Raw genomic sequence first — 8,190 nt, forward strand, 5'->3', positions numbered from 1 at the left:
AAGTGAACAAGTGGTGGTTTCCTGCCTTGACGGCATTGGCTTTGCTCAACGGTTGCGCCAGCGTGGAACGTGGCTCCATTCCAGTGGTTGATTCCGGCTCCGCGGTCACCAATGGCGAGCGGGTATCGCGCACTGGCGGTTTCCGCCAGACCACCGTGGTTCGTCCAAAGGCACAGGCCCAGGCGATCACCGAAGATTCCGGCGTGGTCGTCATGGTGCCGCAAGGGGCGGGCTCGCAGCCGATCCAGAGCTTCCCAGCGCCAGGCAACAGCGCGCCGATCAGCACCGGGCCGATCACGCCCGGCCCGATAGTGCCCGGCCCCAGCAGCTCGGCGCCCGTGAGCCAGGCGCCGGCCTATACGCCGGCGGCGCCAAGCACGACCTACAACATGCCGGCCAGCGCTCCGAGCGGAATTCCGCGGGCCAGCAGCGGTAGCGGCCTGTCCGCCGACGAACAACTGGACGGCCCGGTCCTGGCACTGTTGACGACCGCTCAGCAACAGCAGGGTGGCGGCGATCTGAACGGCGCTTCCTCCAGCTTGGAGCGCGCTCAACGCATCGCACCGCGCGAGCCGCAGGTGCTGTACAAGCTGGCGCAAGTGCGGCTGGCCCAGGGTGACGCTGCCCAGGCCGAGCAACTGGCCCGCCGAGCGCTGACCTACGCTAATGGTCGTCCCGATCTTCAGGCGAGCCTGTGGAACATCATCGCCCAGTCGCGCGACAAGCAGGGCGATGCGGCGGGCGCCAACCTGGCTCGCCAGAAAGCCAAGAGTGCTTCGTGATGGATGATCGTTTCCTTGCGATCGCCGAGCATCTGCTGTTGATCGAACGCGAATTGCGTCAGCAGGGTTGGTGGCAGGATGTGCCACCCAGTGCCGAAGCGCTGGCCAGCGTCGAGCCGTTCAGCGTCGATACCCTGGACTTCGATCAATGGCTGCAGTGGATCTTCCTGCCCCGCATGAAGATCATCATCGAGCAGGATCTTCCCCTGCCCAACGCCTCGGGCATTCTGGCGATGGCCGAAATGGTCTACGCCGATCGTCCCGACCAGAGCCGCGGCCTGCGCGCCAGTCTGGCGCGCTTCGACGAGCTGATCGGGCAGGTACGCTAGACGCTTACGTGCACTGCTCGTCGATCACCTTGCGCACTTCCTCGATCTTCGCCTGACGCTCCTGCTCGGTCAGGCGCTTGACCTCGCCATTGACCTGCTGAAGCACCCGCGGATTGTTCTTGAGCTGCGCCAGGTTGGTCCTGACGCCGGTACAGAACTCGTTGCGTCGCGACGTCTCGTCGGCCACCTGCGACTTTACCTTGCGGTCGATCCGGCGTTGCTCGGCCTCGCCACTGGCTTTCATCACGGCTTCGTTGGAGATCGGCTCGGGCGGGGTTACCGGCTTCACGCCTTCCACGGCGGTCGCCTCAACGCCGTTGGGCGGTCGTGCATCAAAATGCGTCACGCCCTGGCTATCGACCCATTTGTAGATTTGTCCTGCCATCACCCATGGGGACAGGGCAAACAGCAGCAAACTTGCGGCAACGGTTGAACGCATGGCGCCTTCTCTGAGGGTTGGTTACGCATGAAACTACCATAGCTCATCAGCCAGGCAGGGTTTATTGCGCCGTTTGGGTGCAGGTGCGCAATAAAATGCACGCATCACTTGACTTGCAGCAGACGAATCACAACAATCCAAAGTCCGCTGTACAGGGACTGCCAGAAGCAGACCCACACAGCAGAGCACAGGCGCACACCAGCGCCGACCCGTAATACCCGCAACGCGTTACCTCGCGCTGGGTGGGAAAGCCCGTGACACTTGGGTGCTCCCAATACTTGCTCAGTCAGTGCTGACGTACGTCGGCGACCACCGTCGCTCATGCTCTGCTGGCAGTAAACCTATTAAGACCCGTTCCCATGGAGCGGTATTCTGGCGTTTTAGAGGTGAACAACGTGGAGCTTTTATCTGGCGCTGAAATGGTCGTCCGCTTCCTGCGCGACGAAGGCGTTAAGCACATCTACGGGTACCCCGGTGGTGCCCTCCTGCATGTCTATGACGCCCTGTTCAAGGAACCCGCAGTCGAGCACGTGCTGGTCCGGCACGAGCAGGCCGCAACTCACATGGCCGATGGCTATGCCCGCGCGACCGGCAAGGCCGGCGTGGTACTGGTGACGTCCGGCCCGGGTGCCACCAACGCCATTACCGGTATCGCCACGGCCTACATGGACTCCATTCCGATGGTGATCCTCTCGGGTCAGGTGGCCAGCACCCTGGTCGGCACCGACGCGTTCCAGGAAACCGACATGATCGGTATCTCCCGTCCCATCGTGAAGCACAGCTTCATGATCAAGCACGCCTCGGAGATCCCCGAAGTCCTGAAGAAGGCCTTCTACCTGGCGCAGTCCGGTCGTCCCGGCCCTGTGGTGGTCGACATCCCCAAGGACATGACCAACCCGGCCGAAAAATTCGAATACGTCTATCCCAAGAAAGCCAAGCTGCGCTCCTACAGCCCGGCGGTTCGCGGTCACTCCGGTCAGATTCGCAAGGCCGTGGAAATGCTCCTGGCCGCCAAGCGTCCGGTCATGTACGCCGGAGGTGGTGTCATTCTCGGTGGCGCTTCCGCCGCCCTGACCGAGTTGGCGCAGATCCTCGACCTGCCGGTGACCAACACCCTGATGGGCCTGGGCGCCTATCCGGGCATGGATCGTCAGTTCGTCGGCATGCTCGGCATGCACGGCAGCTACACCGCCAACCTGGCCATGCACCATGCCGATGTGATCCTGGCCGTGGGCGCCCGCTTCGACGACCGTGTGATCAACGGCGCGGCCAAGTTCTGCCCGAACGCCAAGATCATCCACATCGATATCGACCCGGCCTCGATCTCCAAGACCATCAAGGCAGACGTGCCGATCGTGGGTCCTGTGGACAGCGTCCTGACCGAAATGCTCGCAACCTTGAAGGACATCGGCGAAACCCCGAACAAGGACACCGTTGCCAGTTGGTGGAAGCAGGTCGAAGAATGGCGTGGCGATAACGGCCTGTTCCCCTACGACAAGGGCGATGGCTCCAAGATCAAGCCGCAGAAGGTCATCGAGACGCTGTGCGAAGTCACCCAGGGCGACGCGTACGTCACCTCGGATGTGGGCCAGCACCAGATGTTCGCCGCGCAGTACTACCTGTTCAACAAGCCCAATCGCTGGATCAACTCCGGTGGCCTGGGCACCATGGGCTTCGGCTTCCCGGCGGCCATGGGCGTCAAGATGAGCTTTCCCGAGGCCCACGTTGCCTGCGTGACCGGGGAGGGCAGTATCCAGATGAACATTCAGGAGCTGTCCACCTGTCTGCAGTACGGCCTGCCGGTCAAGATCATCCTGCTCAACAATGGGGTACTTGGCATGGTGCGCCAGTGGCAGGACATGAGCTACGGCGGTCGTCACTCGCATTCCTACGTCGAATCGCTGCCCGACTTCGTCAAGCTCGTCGAGGCGTACGGTCACGTCGGCATGCGCATCACCGATCTCAAGGACCTCAAGCCGAAAATGGAAGAAGCCTTCGCCATGACCGACCGCCTGGTCTTCCTCGACATCCAGGTCGACGTCGGCGAGCACGTCTATCCGATGCAGATCAAGGACGGCTCGATGCGCGACATGTGGCTCAGCAAGACGGAGCGGACCTGATTATGCGGCACATCATTTCACTTTTGCTCGAGAACGAACCCGGCGCCCTGTCGCGCGTGGTAGGGCTGTTCTCGCAGCGCAACTACAACATCGAAAGCCTGACCGTGGCGCCCACCGAAGACCCGACCCTGTCGCGTCTGACGTTGACCACGGTAGGGCATGATGAAGTGATCGAACAGATTACGAAGAACCTCAACAAGTTGATCGAGGTGGTCAAGCTGGTAGACCTGTCGGAAAGCGCTCACATCGAACGCGAACTGATGCTGGTCAAGGTCAAGGCCACTGGCGCCCAACGCGCCGAGATCAAACGCACCACGGACATCTTCCGTGGGCAGATCGTTGATGTCAGCAGTAGCGTCTACACCGTTCAGCTGACGGGCACCAGCGACAAGCTGGATAGCTTCCTGCAGTCTATCGGCACCGCCTCGATCCTCGAAACCGTGCGCAGTGGCGTGACCGGTATCGCTCGTGGCGACAAAGTGCTGAGCATCTAACTCAATTGGCGACTGGCCGAAACGGCCTAGATAACAGGTGATATTCAATGAAAGTTTACTACGACAAAGATTGCGACCTCTCGATCATCCAGGGCAAGAAAGTAGCCATCATCGGTTACGGCTCCCAGGGCCACGCCCAGGCATGCAACCTGAAGGACTCGGGCGTCGACGTCACTGTGGGCCTGCGCAAGGGCTCGGCTACTGTCGCCAAGGCTGAGGCCCACGGCTTGAAAGTCGCCGATGTCGCTACCGCCGTTGCCGGTGCCGACCTGGTCATGATCCTGACCCCGGACGAGTTCCAGTCCCAGCTTTACAAGACCGAAGTCGAGCCCAACATCAAGCAGGGCGCTACCCTGGCGTTCTCCCACGGTTTCGCCATTCACTACAACCAGGTCGTGCCACGCGCCGACCTGGACGTGATCATGATTGCACCCAAGGCGCCGGGTCACACCGTTCGTACCGAGTTCGTCAAGGGCGGCGGTATCCCTGACCTGATCGCCATCTACCAGGATGCGTCGGGCAACGCCAAGAACGTCGCGCTGTCCTACGCTTCGGGCGTGGGTGGTGGCCGTACCGGCATCATCGAAACCACCTTCAAGGACGAGACCGAAACCGACCTGTTCGGTGAGCAGGCCGTTCTGTGCGGCGGTACCGTGGAACTGGTCAAGGCCGGCTTCGAAACCCTGGTTGAAGCCGGCTATGCACCGGAAATGGCCTACTTCGAGTGCCTGCACGAACTCAAGTTGATCGTCGACCTCATGTACGAAGGCGGTATCGCCAACATGAACTACTCGATCTCCAACAACGCCGAATACGGCGAGTACGTGACCGGTCCGGAAGTCATCAACGCCGAGTCGCGCCAGGCGATGCGCAACGCACTCAAGCGTATCCAGGATGGCGAATACGCCAAGATGTTCATCAACGAAGGCGCCACCAACTATCCATCGATGACCGCCAAGCGCCGCAACAACGCCGCTCATGGCATCGAAGTCATTGGTGAGCAGCTGCGTTCCATGATGCCTTGGATCGCTGCCAACAAGATCGTCGACAAAGCCAAGAACTGATACAGTTTTAAGCGATGAAAACGCGGCCCCGGCCGCGTTTTTTCGTTATGGTGGCAAGCTTCTGGTATAAAGCTGCAACGTTTTGCGGTCGAACCCTCGACCCAGACGCCTGTCGAAACTTTCCACACCGTTGCAAGGTATTGTCCATGAGCGAACGTCCCCAAGAGCCAAACAAGGCTCCTGACGCCGAAAGCCTCCTGCCGATCGATGAGCATGTCGAAGAAGGGCATGACGCCGAAGGACGTAAAGTCCGGCACCGCGGTATCTATCTTCTGCCCAACCTGTTCACCACGGCGAACCTGTTTGCGGGCTTCTACTCGATCATCAACTCGATCAGCGCCCAGAGCGCCGGCAATGCTGCCGAAGCCAGCAAGTACTTTGCTTACGCAGCCATCGCCATCTTTGTCGCCATGGTCCTCGACAGCCTCGATGGCCGAGTGGCACGCATGACCAACACCCAAAGCGCCTTCGGAGCGGAATACGATTCGCTTTCCGACATGGTCGCGTTCGGCGTCGCACCTGCACTGCTCGCCTTCGGCTGGGCACTGGGTGACATGGGCAAGGTCGGCTGGATGGTGGCCTTCATCTACGTCGCCGGCGCGGCGCTGCGTCTGGCACGCTTCAATACTCAGGTCGGTACGGCCGATAAACGCTATTTCATCGGTCTGGCCAGTCCCGCAGCGGCGGGTGTGGTTGCAGGGCTCGTATGGGCGTTCAGCGACTACGGCATCCAGGGCTCGAAGATGTCCTTCCTGGTCGCTCTGCTGGTCGCTGCTGCAGGCATGTTGATGGTCAGCAACATCAAGTACAACAGCTTCAAGGAGCTGGATCTCAAGGGGCGCGTACCCTTCGTGGCCATTCTGGCGGTCGTGCTGGTGTTCGCGGTGGTGTTCAGCGATCCGCCCCGTATTCTCCTGTTGATCTTCCTCGCCTATGCAGCGTCAGGTCCGATACAGTATTTGTTACGCATGCGTCGTCACAAAAAAGCCGACTAAATTCAATTTCACGCATAATCCGTAGTCTCTTGGTATGTTGAATACAGCCAAGGCTACGGAGGCACCATGCTCATCAAGCTACCGCGTGCTTCGGACTGCAAAGAGTCCGAAGTCACCCCCGAATCGATCTATCTCTCCCGTCGCTCGCTCATGGGCGCCACCGCAACAGCCCTGGCCGTTTCGGCACTTCCTTCCTGGGCATCCGCTGCCGATCCATCACGTTACGAAGGCGTCGACGCCAGCAGTGCGCCTGCGTGGTTGAATGACAAGCTGGGTCAAACCCGCTGGGGCGCGGTCACCGTACAAGGCGAGGCGATCACGCCTTTCAAGGATGCCACCCACTACAACAACTTCTATGAGTTCGGGACCGGCAAGGGCGATCCGGCAATCAATGCTGGCGCCTTGAAAACCGAACCCTGGTCGGTCGTGATAGACGGTGAGGTCGCCAAGCCAGGGCGTTATGCCCTCGAAGACTTCATGAAGCCCTATCAGTTGGAGGAGAGGATCTATCGGCTGCGCTGCGTCGAGGCGTGGTCCATGGTCATCCCCTGGATCGGCTTTCCCATCTCGGCTTTGCTCAAGCAGGTCGAGCCTACCTCGAAAGCCAAGTACATCCGTTTCGAAACCCTGCAGGATCCCAAGACCATGCCTGGCCAGCGTTCTGGCTTCGCCTTGATCAACTGGCCCTATGTAGAAGGCCTGCGCTTGGACGAAGCGATGAATCCGCTGGCGATTCTCGGCGTCGGCATGTACGGCCGCGAACTGCCCAACCAGAACGGCGCACCCTTGCGCCTGGTGGTGCCGTGGAAGTACGGGTTCAAAAGCATCAAGTCCATCGTCCGGATCAGCCTGGTCAGCGAGCAGCCAGAGACGACCTGGGAAAACATTGCACCGAGCGAGTACGGGTTCTATGCCAACGTGAACCCGGAAGTCGACCATCCGCGCTGGACACAGGCTCGCGAACGGCGCCTGCCCAGCGGGCTGTTCAGCCCCAACGTCCGCGAGACGGCAATGTTCAATGGCTACGGTGAGGAAGTGGCATCCCTCTATACCGGCATGGATCTGCGGAAAAACTACTGATGCGTTACCCGTTCTGGCGTTTGAGTGTATTCGTGGTCGCCTGCGTATGGCCGCTGTTGTGGCTGTACCAGGCGTGGATATTTGCCTTGGGGCCCGATCCGGGCAAGGTGCTTGTCGATCGTTTGGGTCTGGGCACGTTGATTCTGGTGTTGATCACCCTGTGCATGACTCCCTTGCAAAAGCTGTCTGGCTGGCCGGGCTGGATAGCCGTACGCCGTCAATTGGGCCTTTGGTGCTTTGCCTATGTATGCCTGCATCTGGCCGCTTATCTGTTCTTCGTGCTTGGTTTGGACTGGGGGCAGCTTGGCGTCGAGCTGAGCAAGCGTCCCTATATCATCGTCGGAACCCTGGCGTTCCTGTGCCTGCTGGCATTGGCCGTGACATCGAACCGCTACAGCCAGCGGCGGCTGGGTCGCCGTTGGAAGCAACTGCACCGCCTCATCTATGCAGTGCTGGGGCTGGGGTTGCTGCACTTCCTCTGGATCGTTCGTGCAGACCTGGAGGAGTGGTCGATCTACGCGGCTGTCGGCGCCTTCCTGATGCTGCTTCGAGTTCCTGCCGTGGCGCGGCGTATTCCCCGTCTAGCGGGGCGAAAACCAGCTACCGCGAAAAAGGTTTGAATTAACGGTTGACGCCCCTCCAGATCTGTCTATAATTCGCCCCACTTCCGGCGCAGCCGAAACGACAAACGCCTTGTTAATCAATGAGTTAGTCGTTCAGGTGGTGAGGAAGTGCTTCGAACTTCAAGTTCGGAAGCGATGAAAAAGGCAGTTGACAGCGGTTTGAAACGCTGTAGAATTCGCCTCCCGCTGACGAGTGATCTAAGCGAGTCAAGTGTTTGAAGTTGTTCAGGTTTCTGGAAAAATACTTCAAAATAAACGCTTGAC

Annotated in this window: 10 protein-coding genes; 8 read left to right on the forward strand and 2 right to left on the reverse strand. The window is 60.0% G+C overall.

Translation table 11 applies throughout. The annotated features are described in order from the left end of the window. Positions 1-2: 2 nt before the first annotated feature. Positions 3-782 (forward strand): tetratricopeptide repeat protein, encoded by a 780-nt coding sequence (locus tag QMX89_RS15855; protein ID WP_049858690.1) that lies wholly within the window; start codon positions 3-5, stop codon positions 780-782. After that, a complete protein-coding gene (locus tag QMX89_RS15860; RefSeq protein ID WP_049858691.1) occupies positions 782-1,111 on the forward strand; it encodes a YqcC family protein in 330 nt (109 codons plus the stop codon). The genes QMX89_RS15855 and QMX89_RS15860 overlap by 1 nt, the downstream gene beginning before the upstream one ends. 4 nt (positions 1,112-1,115) lie before the next feature. Here QMX89_RS15860 and QMX89_RS15865 read toward each other — a convergent pair whose 3' ends face one another. Continuing rightward, the gene (locus tag QMX89_RS15865; protein ID WP_049858692.1) at positions 1,116-1,550 is read right to left on the reverse strand and encodes a DUF4124 domain-containing protein; all 435 of its coding nucleotides are present in this window, start codon (positions 1,548-1,550) and stop codon (positions 1,116-1,118) included. A 395-nt stretch (positions 1,551-1,945) separates the two neighbouring features. Here QMX89_RS15865 and QMX89_RS15870 point away from each other — a divergent pair, with 395 nt between their 5' ends. The 6 genes from QMX89_RS15870 (at position 1,946) to msrQ (ending at position 7,923) form a co-directional block, all read left to right on the forward strand. After that, complete coding sequence (locus QMX89_RS15870; protein WP_049858707.1) at positions 1,946-3,670, forward strand: acetolactate synthase 3 large subunit; 1,725 nt, start codon at positions 1,946-1,948, stop codon at positions 3,668-3,670. 2 nt (positions 3,671-3,672) lie between these two features. After that, a complete protein-coding gene (gene ilvN, locus QMX89_RS15875) occupies positions 3,673-4,164 on the forward strand; it encodes an acetolactate synthase small subunit (RefSeq protein ID WP_049858693.1) in 492 nt (163 codons plus the stop codon). Between the two features lie 47 nt (positions 4,165-4,211). Further along, a complete protein-coding gene (ilvC, locus tag QMX89_RS15880) occupies positions 4,212-5,228 on the forward strand; it encodes a ketol-acid reductoisomerase (RefSeq protein WP_049858694.1) in 1,017 nt (338 codons plus the stop codon). Positions 5,229-5,374: 146 nt separating this feature from the next. Then, entirely contained in the window at positions 5,375-6,223 is an 849-nt protein-coding gene (pssA, locus tag QMX89_RS15885; protein ID WP_049858695.1) for a CDP-diacylglycerol--serine O-phosphatidyltransferase, read from the forward strand. A gap of 66 nt (positions 6,224-6,289) precedes the next feature. Further along, positions 6,290-7,303, forward strand: a complete 1,014-nt coding sequence (gene msrP, locus QMX89_RS15890; protein WP_049858696.1) for a protein-methionine-sulfoxide reductase catalytic subunit MsrP — start codon at positions 6,290-6,292, stop codon at positions 7,301-7,303. Beyond that, entirely contained in the window at positions 7,303-7,923 is a 621-nt protein-coding gene (gene msrQ / locus QMX89_RS15895) for a protein-methionine-sulfoxide reductase heme-binding subunit MsrQ (RefSeq protein ID WP_282348914.1), read from the forward strand. The genes msrP and msrQ overlap by 1 nt, the downstream gene beginning before the upstream one ends. An 80-nt stretch (positions 7,924-8,003) precedes the next feature. Here msrQ and QMX89_RS15900 read toward each other — a convergent pair. Then, positions 8,004-8,190: hypothetical protein (locus QMX89_RS15900; RefSeq protein WP_282348915.1), on the reverse strand; the 187-nt coding region annotated here is incomplete at its 5' end.

Source organism: Pseudomonas sp. PS01301, from assembly GCF_029960215.1.
Taxonomy (GTDB): domain Bacteria; phylum Pseudomonadota; class Gammaproteobacteria; order Pseudomonadales; family Pseudomonadaceae; genus Aquipseudomonas; species Aquipseudomonas coleopterorum.